Source organism: Sphingopyxis sp. CCNWLW2 (assembly GCF_037095755.1).
Taxonomy (GTDB): Bacteria; Pseudomonadota; Alphaproteobacteria; order Sphingomonadales; family Sphingomonadaceae; genus Sphingopyxis.
Map to the genome: position 1 here is coordinate 2,081,264 of NZ_JBAWKJ010000001.1, position 17,978 is coordinate 2,099,241.

General features: G+C 66.9%; 16 protein-coding genes. 10 read left to right on the top strand and 6 right to left on the bottom strand.

The features are described from left to right. On the top strand, positions 1-732 hold the full coding sequence (locus V8J55_RS09950) for a peptidase (RefSeq protein WP_336445448.1): 732 nt from the start codon (positions 1-3) through the stop codon (positions 730-732). Between the two features lie 47 nt (positions 733-779). Further along, positions 780-1,967: a serine hydrolase domain-containing protein gene (locus tag V8J55_RS09955; protein WP_336445449.1), complete on the top strand. Its 1,188-nt coding sequence runs from the start codon at positions 780-782 to the stop codon at positions 1,965-1,967. A gap of 82 nt (positions 1,968-2,049) precedes the next feature. Here V8J55_RS09955 and acs read toward each other — a convergent pair whose 3' ends face one another. After that, a complete protein-coding gene (gene acs / locus V8J55_RS09960) occupies positions 2,050-4,017 on the bottom strand; it encodes an acetate--CoA ligase (protein WP_336445450.1) in 1,968 nt (655 codons plus the stop codon). 97 nt (positions 4,018-4,114) lie between these two features. On the opposite strand from acs, the gene amaB reads away from it, so the two are divergent. Continuing rightward, on the top strand, positions 4,115-5,614 hold the full coding sequence (amaB, locus tag V8J55_RS09965) for an L-piperidine-6-carboxylate dehydrogenase (RefSeq protein WP_336445451.1): 1,500 nt from the start codon (positions 4,115-4,117) through the stop codon (positions 5,612-5,614). Positions 5,615-5,740: 126 nt separating this feature from the next. Here amaB and V8J55_RS09970 read toward each other — a convergent pair whose 3' ends face one another. The 3 genes from V8J55_RS09970 to fsa form a co-directional block, all read right to left on the bottom strand. Further along, on the bottom strand, positions 5,741-7,243 hold the full coding sequence (locus V8J55_RS09970; protein WP_336445452.1) for an acetyl-CoA acetyltransferase: 1,503 nt from the start codon (positions 7,241-7,243) through the stop codon (positions 5,741-5,743). Between the two features lies 1 nt (position 7,244). Further along, entirely contained in the window at positions 7,245-8,039 is a 795-nt protein-coding gene (locus V8J55_RS09975) for an enoyl-CoA hydratase-related protein (protein ID WP_336445453.1), read from the bottom strand. A 144-nt stretch (positions 8,040-8,183) separates the two neighbouring features. Continuing rightward, positions 8,184-8,834, bottom strand: a complete 651-nt coding sequence (gene fsa / locus V8J55_RS09980) for a fructose-6-phosphate aldolase (protein ID WP_248457362.1) — start codon at positions 8,832-8,834, stop codon at positions 8,184-8,186. Positions 8,835-8,963: 129 nt separating this feature from the next. On the opposite strand from fsa, the gene radA reads away from it, so the two are divergent. From radA to V8J55_RS10000, 4 genes are read left to right on the top strand one after another with little or no spacing between them, the layout of a single operon-like run. Continuing rightward, a complete protein-coding gene (radA, locus tag V8J55_RS09985; RefSeq protein WP_037518547.1) occupies positions 8,964-10,325 on the top strand; it encodes a DNA repair protein RadA in 1,362 nt (453 codons plus the stop codon). Between the two features lie 10 nt (positions 10,326-10,335). Next, complete coding sequence (locus V8J55_RS09990) at positions 10,336-10,875, top strand: CvpA family protein (RefSeq protein ID WP_336445454.1); 540 nt, start codon at positions 10,336-10,338, stop codon at positions 10,873-10,875. Then, positions 10,872-11,300: an iron-sulfur cluster assembly scaffold protein gene (locus V8J55_RS09995; protein ID WP_336445455.1), complete on the top strand. Its 429-nt coding sequence runs from the start codon at positions 10,872-10,874 to the stop codon at positions 11,298-11,300. Before V8J55_RS09990 ends, V8J55_RS09995 begins: the two co-directional genes overlap by 4 nt. Further along, positions 11,297-13,204 carry a cation:proton antiporter domain-containing protein gene (locus V8J55_RS10000; protein WP_336445456.1) on the top strand — a complete coding sequence of 636 codons (1,908 nt, stop codon included), beginning with the start codon at positions 11,297-11,299 and terminating at the stop codon, positions 13,202-13,204. Before V8J55_RS09995 ends, V8J55_RS10000 begins: the two co-directional genes overlap by 4 nt. Here the strand turns inward: V8J55_RS10000 and aroB are convergent. Beyond that, a complete protein-coding gene (aroB, locus tag V8J55_RS10005) occupies positions 13,190-14,302 on the bottom strand; it encodes a 3-dehydroquinate synthase (RefSeq protein ID WP_336445457.1) in 1,113 nt (370 codons plus the stop codon). The genes V8J55_RS10000 and aroB overlap by 15 nt on opposite strands. Next, positions 14,290-14,868, bottom strand: coding sequence for a shikimate kinase (locus tag V8J55_RS10010; RefSeq protein ID WP_336445458.1), 579 nt, complete (start codon positions 14,866-14,868; stop codon positions 14,290-14,292). The genes aroB and V8J55_RS10010 overlap by 13 nt, the downstream gene beginning before the upstream one ends. A gap of 128 nt (positions 14,869-14,996) precedes the next feature. On the opposite strand from V8J55_RS10010, the gene V8J55_RS10015 reads away from it, so the two are divergent. The 3 genes from V8J55_RS10015 (at position 14,997) to V8J55_RS10025 (ending at position 17,967) form a co-directional block, all read left to right on the top strand. Continuing rightward, on the top strand, positions 14,997-15,122 hold the full coding sequence (locus V8J55_RS10015; protein ID WP_268746392.1) for a hypothetical protein: 126 nt from the start codon (positions 14,997-14,999) through the stop codon (positions 15,120-15,122). Continuing rightward, positions 15,119-16,936: a hypothetical protein gene (locus V8J55_RS10020; protein ID WP_336445459.1), complete on the top strand. Its 1,818-nt coding sequence runs from the start codon at positions 15,119-15,121 to the stop codon at positions 16,934-16,936. Before V8J55_RS10015 ends, V8J55_RS10020 begins: the two co-directional genes overlap by 4 nt. A 107-nt stretch (positions 16,937-17,043) precedes the next feature. Next, positions 17,044-17,967, top strand: coding sequence for a tyrosine recombinase (locus V8J55_RS10025; protein WP_336445729.1), 924 nt, complete (start codon positions 17,044-17,046; stop codon positions 17,965-17,967). The last annotated feature ends 11 nt before the right edge of the window (positions 17,968-17,978 follow it).

A 17,978-nucleotide genomic window follows, 5' to 3' on the forward strand; every position in this document is an offset into this window, starting at 1 on the left:
ATGACCTATTGCGTTGGCATGCGTTTGAACAAAGGGCTGGTGTTCATGTCGGACACCCGCACCAACGCGGGCGTCGACGATATCTCGCAGGTCCGCAAGATGCGCAGCTGGCATGTGCCGGGCGAGCGCGTGATCACATTGATGTCGGCGGGCAATCTCGCGACGACGCAGGCGGTGGTGAGCCTGCTCGACGAGCGCACCAAGGCGCCCCAAGATCGGCAACCCTCGATCCTCGCTGCGCCGTCGATGTTCGCGGTCGCGACGATCGTTGGCGAGACGCTGCGCAACATCGTGATGCGTCACAGCGATGAGGGACCCGCGGCCGAATCGCTGTTCCGCGCGTCGCTGATCGTCGGCGGGCAGATCAAAGGGTCCGAACCACGGCTGTTCCTCATCTATCCCGAAGGCAATTTCATCGAGGCGGGCGAGGATAATCCCTTCTTTCAGATCGGCGAGACGAAATATGGGCGGCCGATCATCGTGCGCTCGTACGACCCGGCGATGTCGTTCGAGGACTCGGTGAAGCTGCTTTGCGTCTCGTTCGATTCGACGATCCGCGCCAATGCCGGCGTCGACCTGCCGATCGACCTGCGCGTGCATGAACGCGACGATTTTGCCACGGTGCGCGAACGGCGGTTTGAGCGCAACGACCCCTATTTCGAAAGCGTCGCCGACGGCTGGGCCGAGGCATTGGGCATCGCGCTCGCGGAGCTTCCCGACTTCCATTTCTGACCGCCTTCGGCCACCGTCGCCCCGTCGTGAATGCACAGGGGATTGCCATGTCGCGTTGGATTGCTGCCGCACTTGTTCTGATAGCCAATCCGGTGGCGGCCAAAGAGTCGCGCTTTGAAGCGGCGCTCAGCGATTTTCGCGAGCTGCACCGGAGCGAAACCGGCCGGGCGAAGATCGTGGGAAGCAGCTTCTACGTCGTACGTGACGGCCGGTCCGTTGTTGCCGACCATCTGGGCGAGCAGGACGCCGACGCGCATGTCCCCGTCGATGCCGACACCATCTATCATTGGGCATCGATCACCAAAACGATTACGGGGATTGCGATCATGCAGCTCCGCGATCGCGGGCTGCTGTCGCTCGACGATCCGATCACCCGCTATGTGCCCGAACTCGCCGCCGTCCATAATCCCTACGGCAACACGGACGCGATCACGCTGCGCCAGTTGATGAGCCATAGTGCGGGATTTCGCAGCGGGACCTGGCCGTGGCGCGACCACGACTGGCAGCCGTTCGAGCCGAAGGGTTGGGCGCAGTTGGCCGCGATGCTGCCGTATACGCGGGTCGAGTTCAAACCCGGCAGCCGCTTCGGCTACTCGAACCCCGGCATCGTCTATCTGGGGCAGGTCATCGAGCGTTTGTCGGGCGAGGACTATGAAGTCTATATCGACAAGAATATTCTGAAGCCGCTGGCGATGCACGCGAGCTATTTCGACCGCACGCCGCCGCACCTGCTGCCGCATCGGTCGCACAGTTACTATATCCGCGACGGCCGGCGCGTCGCGGCGCCGTTCGATGTCGATACCGGGGTGACGGTGTCGAACGGCGGGCTCAACGCGCCGATGCCCGACATGGCGAAATATGCGGCATTCCTGCTCGGCGATCCGGCGCGCCAAGCCGACTATGATCTGGTGCTGAAGCGGTCTTCGCTCGAGGAAATGTGGGCGCCGCAAATCGCCGCGGGCGATGACTTCACCCAGGGCCGCATGGCCAAGACGACGCAGAGCGGCCTGTCCTTTTTCATCGACCGCAGCGCGGCGGTGCGTTTTGTCGGCCATAATGGCGATCAGAACGGCTTTCGCGCCTATCTGAGCCTCTGTCCCGACCAGCGTGTCGGCAGCCTGCTGGCGTTCAACACCGAAACGCGCGGAGTTGAGAACAGCGCCGCCAATCGCGAAACGGCGGAATCGCGCATCGCGCTGGCGACCGACGGTCTGTGCGAGGCGCTGGCGAAGTAGTTGTTCCCCGGCGAAAGCCGGGGTCCAGACTGCGGAACGCTCGATCGCGTGGGCCCCGGCTTTCGCCGGGGAACGCCGCCGGCTATTTGTTCTTCCGTCCCTCAATCAGCCCGTCGACCAAACTCGGATCGGCCAGCGTCGATGTGTCCCCCAGCGATCCGAAGTCATTCTCGGCGATCTTGCGCAGGATGCGGCGCATGATCTTGCCCGAACGCGTCTTGGGCAGCCCGGGCGTCAGGTGGATATGGTCGGGGGTTGCGATCGGGCCGATTTCGGTGCGGACCTGCTGCTTCAGCGCCGTGGCGACTTCATCGGTCGGCTCGACCCCGGCGTTCAGCGTCACATAGGCGTAGATGCCCTGACCCTTGATGTCGTGCGGGAACCCAACGACCGCGGCCTCGGCGACGAGGTCGTGGAGGACGAGCGCGCTTTCGACTTCGGCGGTGCCCATGCGGTGCCCCGACACGTTGATCACGTCGTCGACCCGGCCGGTGATCCGCCAATAGCCATCGGTGTCGCGGCGGCAGCCGTCGCCGGTGAAATATTTGCCCTTGTAGGTCGAGAAATAGGTTTCGGCGAAGCGCTTATGGTCGCCATAAATCGTCCGCGCCTGTCCCGGCCAGCTGTGCGTGATGCAAAGATTGCCTTCGGATGCGCCGCCGGTCTGCTCATCGACGAGCACGCCGCCCTCGGCGTCCACCAGTTGCGGTCGGATGCCAAAGAAGGGGCGGCCCGCGCTGCCCGGCTGCATCGGATGCGCGCCGGGGAGGGTGGTGATCATGATGCCGCCGGTTTCGGTTTGCCACCAGGTGTCGACGACGGGAACGCGGTCCTTGCCGACAACCTGATGATACCAGCGCCACGCCTCGGGATTGATCGGCTCGCCGACGCTGCCGAGCAGGCGGAGCGAGGACAGGTCGTGCCGCGTCACATAATCGTCGCCCTCGCGCATCAGCGCGCGGATCGCCGTCGGCGCGGTGTAGAGGATGCCCACCTTATGCTTGTCGACGACCTGCCAGAAACGGTCATGGCCGGGATAATTGGGCACGCCCTCGAACATCAGGGTGGTTGCGCCGTTCTGGAGCGGGCCATAGACGACGTAGCTGTGTCCGGTGACCCAACCGATGTCGGCGCTGCACCAGAAGATCTCGCCGGGGCGATAGTCGAAGCCATAATAGAAGGTGCTCGCGGTCCATACGCTGTAGCCGCCGACGGTGTGGAGCACGCCCTTGGGTTTGCCCGTCGATCCCGAAGTGTAGAGGATGAACAGCGGATCTTCGGCATCCATCGGTTCGCACGGGCAGTCGGCGCCGACGTCGGCCGACAGCGCGTCATACCAATGGTCGCGGCCTTCCTTCATCGCGACGTCGCCGCCGGTGTGTGCGATGACGAGCACCGCCTTCACATCGACGCGTTCGAGCGCCTTGTCGACATTGGCCTTGAGCGGAACCACCTTGCCGCCGCGCAGCCCTTCGTCGGCACAGATCACCCAGTCGCTCGCGCAATCCTCGATCCGGCCGTGGATCGCCTCGGGCGAGAAGCCGCCGAAAACGACGCTGTGCACCGCGCCGATCCGCGCGCAGGCGAGCATCGCGACCGCGCCCTCGGGGATCATCGGCATATAGATGGTGACGCGGTCGCCCTTTTGGACGCCCATCTTCTTCAGCGTGTTCGCGAAGCGGATGACGTCGGCGAGCAGCGCCGCATAGCTGATATGGCGCGTTTCGCCGTCGGGGGCGTCGGGTTCGAAGATGATCGCGGTGCGGTCGCCATGTCCCGCTGCGACATGGCGGTCGACGGCGTTGTGGCAGAGGTTGAGGACGCCGTCTTCATACCATTTGATCTCGACCGGGTCGAAGGACCAGCCCGCGATCTTCGTCGGCGACGTGATCCAGTCGATGCGCTTCGCCTGTTCGGCCCAAAAGGCATCGGGATCGGCGATGCTCTGCGCATAGAGCCGGTCGTAGTCGGCCGCGGTGCAATGCGTGTTGGCAGCCGCGTCGGCGGGGACGGGAACGAATGGTTCGGAGGGGTGCAGTTCGGACGACACGGGCGACTCTCCCTATTGGGTTTGCTTTGTTCGCGCGAAGCGATAACCCGCGAGCCGCAAACTGCAAGGCGCTCGCGCGCCGATGAAGGGACTTTATATGCTTCGACTGGGCCAGGAGACAGGGGCACTCCTCGACAGGCTGGGCGTCGACCGCGCGCTATGGGCCGACGGGTCGATGCCATCGGTGACGCCGTTGACGGGCGAGCAGCTCGGGATGGTGCAGGTCGTCGATGCCGCGGCGATCGATGAGACGCTCGACAAAGCGAGCGCGGCGTTCCGTGCATGGCGGAATGTCCCGGCGCCGCGGCGCGGCGAACTTGTCCGTTTGTGGGGCGAGGAATTGCGCGCGGCGAAGGACGATCTGGCGAAGCTGGTGACGATCGAGGCGGGCAAGATTCCGTCCGAGGGCGCGGGCGAAGTGCAGGAAATGATCGACATCTGCGACTTCGCGGTCGGGCTGTCGCGCCAGCTTTACGGGCTGACCATCGCGACCGAGCGCCCGGGGCACCGGATGATGGAGGTGTGGCATCCGCTGGGGGTCGTCGGGGTGATCTCGGCATTCAACTTCCCGGTCGCGGTGTGGGCATGGAATGCGGCGATCGCGCTGGTGTGCGGCAACAGCGTCGTGTGGAAGCCGTCGGAAAAGACGCCGTTGACCGCCTTGGCAACGCAGGCGATTTTCGCGCGCGCGGTCGCGCGGTTCGGCGATACGCCCGCGGGGCTGGCGCAACTCTTGATCGGCGGGCGCGAGGCGGGCGAGGCGCTGGTCGACGACAAGCGCGTCGCGCTCGTTTCGGCCACCGGTTCGACGCGCATGGGCCGCGCGGTCGCACCGCGGCTCGCGCAGCGTTTTGCGCGCGCGATCCTGGAACTCGGCGGCAACAATGGCGTGATCGTCGCGCCGTCGGCGGACCTCGACCTCGCGCTGCGCGGGGTGGCGTTCGGGGCGATGGGGACAGCGGGGCAACGCTGTACGACGACGCGGCGCTTGTTTCTGCACGACAATATCTACGACGGTTTCATCGCCAAGCTGAAGGCGGCCTATACGAGCGTCGGCGTCGGCAACCCGCTCGAAGCCGACGTGCTCGTCGGGCCGCTGATCGACCGCGCGGCCCATGAGATGATGCAGGACGCGCTGGGCGGCGCGCGCGCTGTGGGCGGCGTCGTCCATGGCGGCGAGCGCGTCGGCGAGGGCGCGAGCTTCTATGTGAAGCCCGCGCTGGTCGAGATGCCGGGGCAGGTCGGGCCGGTGCTCGAAGAGACGTTCGCGCCGATCCTCTATGTCATGCGCTATTATGATCTGGATGCGGTGATCGAGCTGCACAACGATGTCGCGGCGGGGCTGTCGTCGGCGATCTTCACCACCGACATGCGCGAGGCCGAGAGGTTCCTGGTCGCGAGCGACTGCGGGATCGCCAACGTCAATCTGGGCACCTCGGGCGCCGAGATCGGCGGCGCGTTCGGCGGCGAGAAGGACACCGGCGGCGGGCGTGAATCGGGGTCGGACAGCTGGAAGGCCTATATGCGGCGCGCGACGAATACGCTGAATTACTCGGATGTGCTGCCGCTAGCGCAGGGGGTTTCGTTCGAGATTTGATGTTTTCCCTCCCGCTTGCGGGAGGGGCAGCGAGACTTGCGGGCTTGCCCGCTAGTCGCACCGGGGTGGGCGAATGCGGCGTCGCTGCCCACCCCCGACCCCTCCCGCAAGCGGGCGGGCAGAGGCTTACGCCCGCCAGCCGAAGCCTTCTTCGAGCGCGACGACCTGACCCGCCGTGCCGACCGGCTCCTGCGTGCCGTTGGTGAGAAACGCCAACATCGCTGCATCGCCGACATTCACATGCGCCAGCGTGCGCTTGCCCTCGGGTGTCCGCGCGACCACGACACCCGCCTTTGGCGCTCCGTCGCGGCCATAAAACACCGTATAGCTTTCGATCGTCGCCGGTCCGGCATAATCCTCGACCAACTCGGGCACCGGCCCGCGCTTCGCTTCGGCCTCGGCCTGATAGTCGAAATCCTGCGGAAAGCTCGCCGCCGCAATCGGCCGGTTGCCCAGAACGATGCAATGATTGTCGGTCGCGAAGCCGCCGTTGGCGAAGAGAAAGCCGTAACGGCCCTCGGTGCGCAGCCTTTCGACCATCGAGACGATCGCATGGCTCATATAGTTCGCGATCGGCCCGCCGCCGAACGTCAGCCCGCCGAACACGGTCGCGGGGCGGTCCCACGGCCAGCCGAGGATGCGCCGCGCCATCTTAGGAACGCACGGAAAACAGCTGTAAAGCTCGACGAAATCGAAATCTTCGGCGCCCATGTCGTTCAATTCGAGCGTGCGCGTGATCGAGGTCTCCATGCTGACGCTGCCGTCGTAACGGTCGCGGTGAAGGATGCTTGGCGGCTCCTTTGCGGCAGCGCCCATGCCGATATGGATCAGGCGGTCTTCGGCGATACCGCGGCGCCATGCTTCGGCGAGGCTCGCGACGATGAAGCCCGCGCCCTGATTGACCGACGAATTGGCGACCATCAGCTTCGAATAGGGGAAGGCGATCGGGCGGTTGCGCTCGTCGACGCGCAATATGTCCTCGGGCGACGCGGGCTTGCGGATCCACGCGCCCTCATTCGCTGCAGCGACCTCCGAAAAGCGCGCCCAGATTTCGGCGCTTTCGAATTGCGCGTCCTCGAGGCTCTGGCCCCACGCCGCGCGCGTCGCATTTTCGTAGAGCGGGTAGACATCGACCGGCGCGGCAAGCCCGTGGGTCTGGGCATAATTGGGTTCGCGCCGCGTTGCGACCTTACGGATCGCATTATAGCTTTTGTCCTCGCCGCTCGCGGCCTTGGCGGCACGGCCGGCGGCGGTGCGCAGCGCTTCGGCCCCGACGATGGCGGCGAGTTTGACCTCGCCTGCGCCGATGCGGTTCGCGGCTTCGTTGAGCAGGCGCACCGGCGTGTCGCCGTGCGGAGCCGCCGACTGATAGTTGATCGCGGGCGTTGCGCCGATCGCGGCGGCGAGCGGTTCGGGAAGCTTGCCGAGGCTGTGGAAGCTGATCTGGTCGACGATCGCGAGACTGTCGAGTTCGGTGAGCAGCCCGCCCCCGGCATCGGCGTCAGCCAGTTTGAGTGCCTCGACCATGAGCCCGAGCGAGTCGAGTCCCTGATCGGGGTCTTCGGGCCGGTCGTTGATCTGCCCGACGCCGATGATCACGGGAATGCGTTCGGGATCGGTCATCACCATATCAGCGCGCCTTCCACTCGGGCTTGCGCTTCTGCGCAAAGGCGAGCGGCCCCTCGCGCGCGTCTTCGCTGCGCATCAGCACCCCGCGCTCGCGGGTGTTATGTTCCCAATAGGGCGCGTCGGCGGCGATGCGCCCTTCGTCGATGCCGAGCGCGACGCGCTTCGACGCCTGCACCGACAGCGGCGCGTTGGCGGCGATCTTTTCGGCGAGCGCGAGCGCGGTGGGGAGCAGGTCGGCGAGCGGCACGACATGATTGACCAGCCCGAATTCGGCGGCACGCGCGGCGGGGATCGGGTCGCCGGTGAGCATATATTCCATCGCGAGCTTCTTCGGGAGCTGCTGCGCGAGGCGGAAGGCGCCGCCCGCCGCGGCGAACAGCCCGACCTTGACCTCGGGCAGCCCGAATTGCGCGTGGTCGGCGGCGATAATGATGTCGCTCATCAGCGCGATCTCGCAGCCGCCGCCGAACGCGAAGCCGTTGACCGCGGCGATGATCGGTTTCGAGATCGGGTGCGAGACCATGCCGGCGAAGCCCCACGCCTGCTGCGCCGGATCGTCGGGATAGAGGCTTTCGCCGCGCGAGAGTGCGACAAGGTCGGCGCCCGCGCAAAAGCTCTTGTCGCCGGCGCCGGTGATGACGACGGCGCGGATTTCGGGGTCGTTTTCGGCGGTTTCGAGCGCGGTGCCGATGCCGATATGGACCGCGGCGTTGACCGCGTTGCGCGCCTCGGGCCGGTTGATCGTGACGATCAGCACATGCCCGCGACGTTCGGTGAGGATGGTGGTGTCGGTCATCGCGAATCTCTCCCTTTCGGGCGAGTATCGCGATGACTTAACGTTTACGTCAACTGCTAACCGTCACCTCAGCTAAAGCTGGGGTCGCTATCGGCCAAGCGCCAAGCCGCAACCGGCCCCAGCTTTCGCTGGGGCGACGATGCCTTAGATCGACTGGCCGGTCTTCGCCCAGTCGGCGAGGAAGCCTTCGATGCCCTTTTCGGTCAGGATGTGCTTGAACAGCCCCTTGATCACCGACGGCGGCGCGGTCATCACATCGGCGCCGATCTTGGCGGCTTCGAGCACATGGATGCCGTGGCGCACGCTCGCGACGAGGATCTCGGTCTCATAGCCGTAATTGTCGTAGATCAGCCGGATGTCGGAGATGAGCTGCATCCCGTCGAAGCCATTGTCGTCGTGACGGCCGACGAACGGCGAGACGAAGGTCGCGCCGGCCTTTGCGGCGAGCAAAGCCTGCGCGGCCGAGAAGCAGAGCGTGACATTGACCATCGTGCCGTCGCTGGTCAGCGCCTTGCACGTCTTGAGCCCGTCGATCGTCAGCGGCACCTTGATGCAGACGTTCGGCGCGATCTTGCGGAGGATCTCGGCCTCTTTCATCATCGTTGCATGGTCGAGCGCGACCACCTCGGCCGACACGGGGCCGGTGGTCAGCGCGCAGATTTCCTTCGTGACTTCCTTGAAGTCACGGCCCGACTTGGCGATCAGCGAGGGGTTGGTGGTCACGCCGTCGAGCAGGCCCGTCGCGGCGAGCTCCTGGATGTCGGCGATTTCGGCGGTGTCGGCGAAGAATTTCATGGCGCGGGGCTTTCCTGTGGGAAGGTGATTCGGGTTTGACGACGCCCTAGAGCAACGCGGGCAAAAACTGAACCGTCGGCTTCGATGAAAGCGCTGGCGTTCGTTCTTTGTTCCGATTATGCGAGCCGCATGGCCAAAGCGAAACGTCAATATGTCTGCCAGAATTGCGGCTCCGCCACCTATCGCTGGCAGGGGCAATGCGCCGATTGCGGCGAGTGGAACACGCTGGTCGAGGAGGCTGCCGAAACGGTGTTTTCGGCCAAGCACGACCTCAGCCGCGGCGGACGCACGCTCGCGCTCGAAACGCTCGATGCCGAGAGCAAAATGCCCGAGCGGATGCTGTGCGGTATCGCCGAATTCGATCGCGCATTGGGCGGCGGTTTCGTCGCGGGGTCGGCGACGCTGATCGGCGGCGATCCGGGGATCGGCAAGTCGACCTTGCTGCTGCAGGCGGCGGGACGGCTCGCGAAGGCGGGCAAGTCGGTCGTCTATATCAGCGGCGAGGAAGCCGCGGCGCAGGTGCGGCTGCGCGCACAGCGGCTGGGGCTGGGCGATGCGCCGGTGGCGCTCGCCAGCGCGACATCGGTGCGCGACATCCTTGCGACGCTCGACAAGCAGACCGCCGATTTTGTCGTGATCGATTCGATCCAGACGATGCACAGCGACCTGATCGACAGTGCCCCGGGGACGGTGAGCCAGGTGCGCGCGAGCGCGCAGGAACTGATCCGCTATGCCAAGGACAGCGACGCCGCGATCGTGCTCGTCGGGCATGTCACCAAGGACGGGACGATCGCGGGGCCGCGCGTGCTCGAACATATGGTCGACACGGTGCTGGCGTTCGAGGGCGAGCGCAGCCACCAATATCGTATCCTCCGCGCGGTGAAGAACCGCTTTGGCGGCACCGACGAGATCGGGGTGTTCGCGATGGGCGAGGAAGGGCTGGGCGAGGTCAGCAACCCGTCGAGCCTGTTCCTGACCGACCGCAGCCGCGATGTGCCGGGGTCTGTCGTCTTCCCCGCGCTCGAAGGAACGCGGCCGGTGCTCGTCGAGGTGCAGGCGCTGACCGTGCGGCTGGCGAGCGGGGCGACACCGCGCCGCGCCGTCGTCGGCTGGGACAGCGGGCGGCTTGCGATGGTGCTTGCGGTGCTGGAGGCGCGCTGCGGGCTCCAGATGGGCGCCGCCGAAGTCTATCTCAACATCGCGGGCGGCTATCGGCTCACCGATCCCGCCGCCGATCTCGCGGTCGCCGCGGCGCTGATCTCGGCGTTCAGCGAGCGGCCGGTGCCCGCCGACGCCATCGTATTCGGCGAGCTGTCGCTGTCGGGCGAGGTGCGGCAGGTTTCGCACGACGGCTTGCGCCTCCGCGAAGCGGCGAAGCTCGGTTTTTCGCGCGGCTGGGGGCCGACGGGCATGAAAGCGGTCGGCGGGATTTCGGTCACCGGTTTCGGGCGGCTCGGCGAACTCGTTGACCTGATGCTCGGGCGCGACTAGCGACCGGCCTATGGGAAGTCTGACGGCTCTGGATATCGTCGTGCTGGTGCTGGTTGGCGGCGGCGCGGTGCTCGGTTTTTCGCGCGGCCTCGTGCAGGAGGTGACGACGCTGCTCGCCTGGATTCTGGCGATCGCGGCGGTGCGTTTCTTTCACCCGCTGGTGACCGACCTTCTCGCGGGCTGGGTCGGGACCGAAGGCGGCGCCGCGGCGCTCGCCTTCGTACTCCTCTTCGGCGGCGTGTTCGCGCTCGCCAAATGGGGATCGCGCGCGATGGGACAGCGCAGCCGCGCGTCGCTGGTCGGCGGGTTCGACCGCGGGCTGGGCGCGGGGTTCGGCGCCGTGAAAGGGCTGCTGATCGCGTCGATCGGCTTCATGCTACTCACCTTGCTCTATGATATAGGTTATGGCGTTATGCAGCGCCCCGCGTGGATGACCGACAGCCGCACCTATCCGGCGCTCAACGCGACGAGCGCGGCGATGAGCAAGGTCATCGCCGAGCGCCGCGCCGAGGCGCGTGAGGCCGAAGCCGCCGGGGCCGGCAAACCATGAGCGCGCCGCTCTATAATCGCGACATATTGGCGCTGGCGGTGGCGACCGCGGAATATCTGCCGATCGCCGATGCGCGCCACCGCGTGAGCAAGCGCGCGCCGCTGTGCGGCAGCGCGATCATTCTCGATCTCGATACCGATGACGCGGGCCGGGTGACGCGCGTCGGCATGCATGTCGAGGCGTGCGCGCTGGGTCAGGCATCGGCGGCACTGTTGGCGCGCCACGCGCCGGGGCTCGGCCTGACCGAACTGCGCGCCGCGCGCGACGGGATCGCCAGCTGGTTCGCGGGCGCGGACACGCAGCCCGACTGGCCGGGGTTCGACCTGCTCGCGCCGGCGCAGGGCTATCCGGCGCGCCACGGCGCGATCCTGCTGCCCTTCGACGCCGCCATCGCGGCGCTTGAGGAGCGGGCGGCGGCGGCATGACGTTGCTCGCGCTCACCGCGGCCGCCTCAGAGGCGGCCGAAAAGGTGGCCGAAACCGCAACCGACACCGCGCTGGTCGAAGGCGCGATCCTGCTCGGCGTCGCGACCTTGTTTGTGCTGATCTTTCGCCGGCTCGGGCTCGGCGCGGTGCTCGGCTATCTGATCGCGGGGGCGATCGTCGGTCCGCACGGGCTCGGGCTCGTCGGCGGCGGCGAATCGAAGCTCGCCTTTGCCGAACTCGGCATCGCCTTCCTGCTTTTCCTCGTCGGGCTCGAACTGTCGCCGGGGCGATTGTGGCAGATGCGCCGCGCGATCTTTGGGCTCGGCATGGCGCAGGTCGTCGTGACCGGGCTCGTGCTCACCGGGCTTATCCATCTGACCTTGGGGTTCAGCCCGGCGGCCTCGCTCGCGCTCGGCCTGCCGCTCGCGCTGTCGTCGACCGCGCAGGTGCTGCCCGGCCTCAAAAGCTCGGGACGGATCAATTCGCCCTTTGGCGAGAAAGCCTTCTCGATCCTGCTGTTCCAGGACCTCGCGATCGTGCCGATGATCACGATCGTCGCCGTGCTGTCGCGCGCGCCCGCCGATCCGTCGGCGCCGCCGGGGTGGCAGATGGCCTTTTTCACTTTGTGGGCGATCGTCGTGCTCGTCCTTGCGGGCCGCTTCGTGGTCAATCCGCTGCTCCGCATCATCGGGCGTTATGGTGAGCGCGAGCTGTTCGTCGTCGTCGGGCTGCTCACCATCCTGGCGAGCGCCGCGCTGATGCACAGCCTGCACCTCTCGACCGCGCTCGGCGCCTTTATCGCCGGCGTGATGCTCGCCGATTCGCCCTATCGGCACGAGATCGAATCGGATGTCGAACCCTTCCGCCTGATCCTGCTCGGCCTCTTCTTCCTTGCCGTCGGCATGGTGCTCGACGTCGGGGCGGTGATCGAGCGGCCGTTGCTTGTCCTCTCGCTCGCGCTCGGACTCGTCGCGGTGAAGGTCGTCGTCCTCACCTTGATCGTGAAATTGTTCGGCAAACCGTGGCCGGTGGCACTCGGGCTCGGCCTGTTGCTCAGCCAAGGCGGCGAGTTCGGCTTCCTGCTGTTCGCGCAGGCCGCCGACGCCCTGCTGATCGAGCCCGAAGCGGCGAGCCTGTTCAGCGCGGTGGTGACATTGTCGATGGTGACGACGCCGTTCCTGATGCTCTTCGCGCGCAACCTCGAATTTTCGCCCGCGGCTGAGCCGTTCGACCTCGACGATCCAGAGGGCGCGCCGCGCGGGTCGGCGATCGTCGTCGGGTACGGACGGTTCGGGCAGATCGTGTCGCAGATGCTGCACGGCGTCGCCTGCTCGGTGACGCTGATCGACAAGAAACCGAGCCAGATCGAGCTGTCGAGCCGCTTCGATACCAAAGTCTATTTCGGCGACGGGCTACGCGTCGACCTGCTCCGCCGCGCGGGCGCCGACGAGGCGCGACTGATCATCTTCTGCATCGACGATGCCTCGGTCGATGCCGCGGCGTTGAAGCCGATCGTCGATGCCTTCCCGAATGCGAAAGTGCTGATGCGCGTCTTCGATCGCCGCCAGTTGCTCGCGATCGACGGGGCCGGGGTCGACGGGGTTATTCGCGAGGTTTTCGAAAGTTCGGTCGCGATGGGCCTCACCGCGCTACGCTATCTCGACGTCGATCCGCGCGAGATGGAGGATGTCGAGGCGACCTTGCGCCATCTCGACGAGACGCGGCTGCAGGCGCAGATCGACGAGGGCGACATTTCGGCGGGCATGGACCATCGCTTCAAACCGGGCGGCGGACGCGAGGCCGAAAGCGTGCTCGAGAAATTCCGCTTGCGGCGTTTGGCGGCGAAGGCGCTGAAAGACGATCCGAAGGACGAGGAAAGCGAGCAGGCGTCAGCGATCAGCTGACGTGTCGCCGTCGAGAAACGCCGCGACGGCATCGAGTCCATAGTCTTCAGTGACGAAGCTCTGTCCGATCCCGCGGGTCAGGATCAGCGGCAGTTTGCCGCCGCGCACCTTCTTGTCGTGCGCCATATGCCCCGCGAGCGTCGCGCCATCGGTGTTGACGCCCGCGCTGGCGAGGCTGTGCGGCAGGTCGACGCTCGCAAGATGCGCGCGCACGCGTTCGGCGTCCGCCGCGGAGCAGAGGCCGTTCGCGGCCGAAAACTGGTGCGCGAGGACCATGCCCGCCGCGACCGCTTCGCCATGGAGCAGCCGGTCCGAATAGCCCGTTTCGGCTTCGAGCGCGTGGCCGAAGCTGTGGCCGAGGTTGAGCAGCGCGCGAATGTCCTGCGTCTCGCGCTCGTCGGCGGCGACGATGCGCGCCTTGGCGGCGACGCTATGGGCAATTGCCTTGTGACGGGCCACGCTGTCGCCCGCGAGCAGCGCCGCGCCATGCTCCTCGCACCAGGCGAAGAAACCGGCGTCGTCGATCAGGCCATATTTGACGACTTCGGCATAGCCGGCGCCGAGTTCGCGGCGCGGCAGCGTTTCGAGCGTCGTCGGGTCGATCACGACCAAGGCGGGCTGGTGGAAGGCGCCGATCAGATTCTTGCCCGCGGGAACGTTGATTGCGGTCTTGCCGCCGACGCTGCTGTCGACCTGCGCCAGCAGGGTGGTCGGCACCTGGATGAAGTTGCAGCCGCGCTTGACGATGCTGCACGCGAAACCGACGAGGTCGCCGATCACGCCGCCGCCCAGCGCGATGACATGGTCGCCGCGCTCGACGCCTTCGCCGATCAGCCATTCGGTGAGGCGCGCGAGCCCCGCCCAGCTCTTCGTGCTTTCACCCGGATCGAGCACGAAGGAGGAGAAGGAGATGTTCGCCATCGCGAGCGAGGTGCCGAGCGGGATCAGATATTGTTCGGCGACGTTGGTGTCGGTGACGATCATCGTGCGCGGGCGTTTCAGCAGCGGCGCGACGTGGTCGCCGATGCCCTGGATCAGCCCGTCGCCGATCAATATCGGATAGCTGCGGCTGCCCAATTCGACGGTCAGGCTTTCCATTTCGCATCTTCCCACTTTGACAGGGCCTCCAGGATCGCGCGCACCGTATGGTCGTGCGGCGTGCTTGCCGAACTGACGCGAATATGCGCCTCGGCATAGATGGGGTTGCGGACCGCGGCCAGTTCGCGCAGCGCTTCGCCGGGGTCACGGTTCTTGAGCAGCGGGCGATGGCTGCGGCGGCCGACGCGTTCGACGAGCGTTGCGATATCGGCGTCGAGCCAGATGCAAAGGCTGCCCTGCAGGATCAGGGCGCGCGTCTCTTCGTTGACAAAGGCGCCGCCGCCGGTCGCCAGCACCATCGGCTTTTCGCCCAGCAGGCGCGAAATCACGCGGCGCTCGCCGTCGCGAAAATGCGCCTCGCCGAAACGCGCGAAAATATCGGAGATCGTCATGCCTGCCGCACGTTCGATTTCGTCGTCGGCGTCGGCGAAGCGCATGCCCAGTCGCTGCGCGAGGCGGCGGCCGATCGTCGATTTCCCCGACCCCATCAGCCCGACGAGCACGATCGACCGGTCGCGGATCGACGCGGGGACGGCTGGAGCCGGGCTTTTCGGGTTTCGCGACATGGTGCGCGCGGCTATACCGAAGGGGCCGCGCGGAACAATCGTTTTGCTGCGGTTCAAATGAGACGAACGGCAGGCATTGGATATTGCGCGCTCGGGGCAGATCGGGAAAAGGCCGCTGGATCGCACGATTGATCGTGCTGGCGCTGGTGCTGGCGGCGTTCTTTCTGTTCCTGCTGTTCCTGGGCCGGCCGATCGAGCCGCGAATGATTGAGGTGGACGTGACCGACAAGATTGCCGAAAGCGCTCCTCGATGAAGATGAAAACGCTTTCGCTGACGCTGGGCCTTTCGGGCACCGCGCTAGCCGCCGCTCTGGTCTTGCCCGCGCTCGCGCAGGAATCGCTGCTGCCCGAAGGCTTCGGCAACCCCGCCGAGACGCCCGCGCCGCGTCCGGCCCCGACGCCGTCGCCGACCGCGACGCCAACTCCGGGTTCGCCGCCGGTTAACGGCACCGCTCCGCCGCCGGTCGCACCGACCGTGGGGGCCACGAGCGCGAGTGCGTCCGCCGAAACCGGTGAAGAGGGCGAGGAAGGCGAAGAGGTTGAATCGGGCGGGCTGAAATACGACCTGCCGCCGGGCGCGCGGCGCCTGCTGACGCGTATCGGGCCGCTGACGCCCGAAACGGGCGGGCTTGCGCCCGATGCGTTCGGCGTGCGCGGCCAATATGCCGCCGCGATCATGGGCAAGACGAACGGCCAGTTCGCGTCGCGCTGGGGGCAGATATTGCTTCGCCGCTCGCTCGCGTCGGCGATCGACACCCCCGACACGATCAACGGCGCCGATCTCGCCGCCGCTCGCACGTCGCTGCTGCTGCGCATGGGCGAATCGATCATAGCGCGCCGGATCGTCCAGTCGGTCGACTATGACCGCGCCAGCCCGCGCCTCGTCGCCGCCGCGCAGCAAACCTATCTTGCCAATGCCGATCCGGCGGGCATGTGTCCTTATGTCCCCGCGGGCCTCGCGCATGGCGACGAGCAGGCGTGGCGCCTGTCGTCGGCGATCTGTTCGGGACTGTCGGGCGAAGCCGGGCCGGCGGGCTGGGCGATCGGCCGGGTGCGGTCGAGCGGCAAGATTTCGAACTTCGACATATTGCTTGCCGAACGCGTGCTTGGCGCGACGGGCGCCGGGCGCCGCTCGACGACGATCGAGTGGGACAATATCGACCGGCTGACGAGCTGGCGTTTCGGCATGGCGACCGCGACCGCGATCCCGGTGCCCGAGGCGCTGCGCGCCGCGGCGCCGTCCAATATCAAAAGCTGGACGGTGCTCGCGCCGATGACCGACATGGCGAGCCGCATCGCCGCCGCGCCCGAAGCCGCCGCGCGCGGTGTGCTGTCTAGCGAAGCCTATGTGTCGCTGCTGAGCGCCGCTGCGAGCGAAGAAGAGCCCGCCGAGGCGATCGTGACGCAGACCGATCAGCTGCGCAGTGCGTTTCGCCTCGCGGCCGGCGTCGACCGCTATGCCGCGATGCAGCAGTTGTGGGGCGCGGGCGGCACGCCGGCGCAAAGCTATGCCGCGATGGTCGCAACCGCACGCGCCGCCGCGGCCTTGCCGGTGAATACCGAAGTGGGCGGTGATCCCTGGCAGCTTTTGGGGTCGATGCTCGCGGGCGGATATGACGAAAATGCCATCGCGTGGGTCCCGACCGTATCGGTCGGCAGTCGCGCATGGGGCGTGCTCGCGGTGGGATCGCCGCGCCCGCTTACCGGCATGAGCGCGGGGGTGGTCGGCCAGTTTGCGGGCGACGACGACAGCGCCGACACCCTGCGGTCGAAATTCCTGCTCGCCGGTCTCGCCGGTCTCGGGCGGCTCGATGCGAGCGCCGCAGCATCGGCGGCGGACGATCTGGAGGTCGATCTGGGCAAGCAGACGCGCTGGTCGCGCGCGATCATGGCGGCGGCCGAGCGCCGCGAGCCCGGCATGGTGGCACTCCTCGCTGCGGCGGGGATGCAGGGCGAGTGGTCGAAAGTCCCGCCCTACCATCTCTATTACATCGTCCGCGCGCTGCGCGACGTGGGCCTCGCGGCCGAAGCTCGGATGATCGCGGCCGAAGCGCTGGTGCGTGTCTGAGGGTTTCCTGAACGATGCGGCACCGGCCCGCTCCCCCGCCCGGCCTCCCGTAGGCTACTATCGTTGGGGAGGCCGGGCGGGGGAGCGGGCCGGTGCCGCCTTTTCAAATGCCTGACGCGGCGCTGATCGACCGTTTCCTCGAAATGATGGCGGCCGAGCGCGGCGCCTCGCGCAACACGCTGGCCGCCTATCGCCGCGACTTGGAGCAGGCGGCGGAGTGGGTGAAGGGCCGGCTGATCGACGCCGATGCGCCGGTGCTGCGCAAATTGATGGCGGATTATCAGTCGCTTGCGGCAAGCAGCGCGGCGCGAAAGCTGTCGGCGCTGCGCCAGTTTTTCGCCTTCCTGCAGGGTGAAGGCGAGCGCGCGGACAATCCGGCGCTCGATATCGCGCGGCCCGCGACGCGCCGGCCGCTCCCGCGCATCCTGACCCACGCGCATGTCGAGCGATTGTTTGACCAGGCCGAGGAAGAGGCGGCAGGCGAGGTGCCGCCTGTGGCGGCGGTGCGGATGCTGCTGCTGCTCGAACTCCTCTATGGTTCGGGCCTCCGCGCCAGCGAACTGGTGTCGCTACCCCGCCGTGCGATCGCCGGCGAGCGCGAATATCTGATCATCCGCGGCAAGGGCGACAAGGAGCGGCTGGTCCCGCTGTCCGAACGCGCGCGCGGCGTGCTCGATCGCTGGCTTCCGCTCGTGGCCGAAGGGTCGCCCTGGCTGTTCGCATCGGGCAAGGCGCATATCTCGCGCGTGCGGCTGTTCCAGATGCTGCGCGAGCTCGCCGCGCGGGCGGGGATCGACCCGACCGCGATCAGCCCGCATGTCCTGCGCCACGCGTTCGCCACGCATCTGCTCGAGGGCGGGGCTGATCTGCGCGCGCTGCAATTGATGCTCGGCCATGCCGATATCGCCACGACCGAAATTTACACGCATGTCGACAGCCGCCGCCTCGTCGAGCTGGTCAACAAACGGCATCCGCTGGCGCGGATAGATGGCGCCCACCCCGAAGTTGACGTTGCGCCGCCTTCGTCCTAGCGCTCTCCGCC